Origin of the sequence: Bartonella sp. PS7NMGDW (genome assembly GCF_042193585.1) — a bacterium.
Lineage (GTDB): Bacteria > Pseudomonadota > Alphaproteobacteria > Rhizobiales > Rhizobiaceae > Bartonella > Bartonella grahamii.
In genome coordinates, this window is the sequence record NZ_JBHILX010000056.1 from 1 (window position 1) to 2,131 (window position 2,131).

General features: G+C 40.5%; 2 protein-coding genes. Both read left to right on the plus strand.

The window, feature by feature from the left end; genetic code table 11:
• Positions 1-252: 252 nt before the first annotated feature.
• Positions 253-1,419 (plus strand): tyrosine-type recombinase/integrase, encoded by a 1,167-nt coding sequence (locus tag ACFIKJ_RS09050; RefSeq protein WP_375670523.1) that lies wholly within the window; start codon positions 253-255, stop codon positions 1,417-1,419.
• A gap of 207 nt (positions 1,420-1,626) precedes the next feature.
• A complete protein-coding gene (locus ACFIKJ_RS09055) occupies positions 1,627-1,827 on the plus strand; it encodes a helix-turn-helix transcriptional regulator (RefSeq protein WP_375642557.1) in 201 nt (66 codons plus the stop codon).
• Positions 1,828-2,131: the final 304 nt, after the last annotated feature.

Here is a 2,131-nt window from a genome sequence, read left to right on the forward strand (position 1 = left end):
AGAACTGGTCAAAAAGACTTTTGCCATTATCCTCTACCAAAAGGACGTAAATCCACATTAAAACCCGTAATCATCGTACAAGACATTGATTTATAATGATAATTCACTGTTTTGTATGTTGAGTGAGAGTCCCGAATAACGTAAGATTCTCTCATTTCAAATCTGTTTATCTTGAATCAACTAAAACCACTCATTTGCACATAACAAGTGGGATGAGTGTGTGGATCAAATTTGTATAAGAAAGGACTAAAAATGGCTCTTATGAACCGTCTTAATGCAAGGGCTGTCGCAACATTGGGGGCTGGCAAATATAATGATGGTGCCGGCTTGTTACTTCATAAGCGTAAAGATGGAGGTGCTCAATGGATTTACCGTTATACCATTCATGGTCGGCGCCGTGAAATGGGCTTGGGTGCCTTGAGAGATGTTTCTTTAAAACAAGCCCGTGAATTGGCAACTGGGTGGCGTTCTGTTCTTCGTGAAGGTCGTGACCCTATTAAAGAACGTGAAAAACAAAAGCGTGAGGCAATAAGTAATCTCCATTATTTAAAAGATATCGCGTTGGATGCTTTTGAAAGTCGTAAAGCTGAATTAAAAAATGATGGTAAAGATGGGGATTGGTTTTTACCATTACGCCTTCATATTCTCCCTAAACTAGGCTGTCTTCCCGTTTCTGAGATTACACAAACAGAGATACGCAATACGCTTGCCCCTATTTGGCATACAAAAGCTGGAACAGCTAATAGAGCTCTTATTCGTCTCAACCTTTGTCTTAAACATGCGGCTGCCTTAGGATTGGATGTTGATTTACAAGCAACAGAAAAAGCACGCGCGCTCTTAGGTAAACAACGCCATAAAACGCAAAATTTACCAGCAATGGATTGGAAAGATGTTCCGGCTTTTTATAAAACACTCTGTGAAGCATCGACCATAACACAACTGGCTTTGCGTTTGCTTATTCTGACAGGCGTTCGTACCAATCCTTTACGTCATATTCATAAAGATCAAGTTGAGGAGAATATATGGACCATTCCTGCTGAAAATATGAAAGGAAGGCGTGATGCTACAACAGAATTTCGCGTGCCTCTATCAACAGAAGCATTAGAAATTCTAAAACAAGCGCGCTTGCTCTCTCGTAATGATTTCTTTTTTTCTGCTAGAGGTCGTGGTCCCCTCGCTGAGAAATGTATGGCTACGTATATGAGAAAAAATAAAATTGAAGCCTGCCCCCATGGTTTTCGCTCTAGTTTACGCAATTGGCTCGCTGAAACAACCGATGCCCCTTATGAGGTCGCTGAAACCATTCTAAGTCATACGGTCGGGGGTAAAGTAGAGCGTGCCTATCGTCGTACTGATTATCTAGAACAGCGCCGTGTCTATATGGATAAATGGGCGGCTTATGTCACGGGGCAATCTTAAGATATGGGGTGCATAACCCCATGATCTGTGGATAACTTTAGCTCTCTTTTCTCTCATTCTCTCTCAATAAGATTCATAAATTATCACATCAGAAAAACTATGATAAAATATTGTTTTCTATAAATAAAATACCTTCAAAAATGAACAAAAATATGGTTAATAAATGGTTATGATTTGTTACCATTTTTTGATAGAAAGGATTTTAGTATGATAGAAAATGATATTCTTTTGACAGACCGTGAAAGTGCCAAATTGCTTCATATGAGTGTCTCAACATTCCGCCGTCATGTTACCAATGGATCTCTCCCAAAACCCCTAAAATTGGGTTTTTTATCGCGTTGGTTACAATCAGATCTTTTGAATGTCATCGAGCAAGCAAAACAGCAACGTCAAAGTGACGCGGCATAAAAAAAAGCCTTGTCACGTAAGGACGGACAAGGCTTTCTCAAACTCATCACCCTAGAGAGTGCACAATCTGTCCTGTGACGCAACGTTATAGGATTTAAAATGATGTGTTCTTTTAAGAATGCGCAGGGTATTACACGGTGCTGTGCATGGTGTTTGGCATGGGCGTTATGGAACAACCCGTTGCCCTGCTCATGATCAGTTGCGCTGCTGTCGTTTTGCGCTTACTTGGCTTGGTGAATCCTTTTATTTTTCAAGCGATTATCGACCGTATTCTCCCTTTTCAGCGTATTGAAAGTCTCTATGC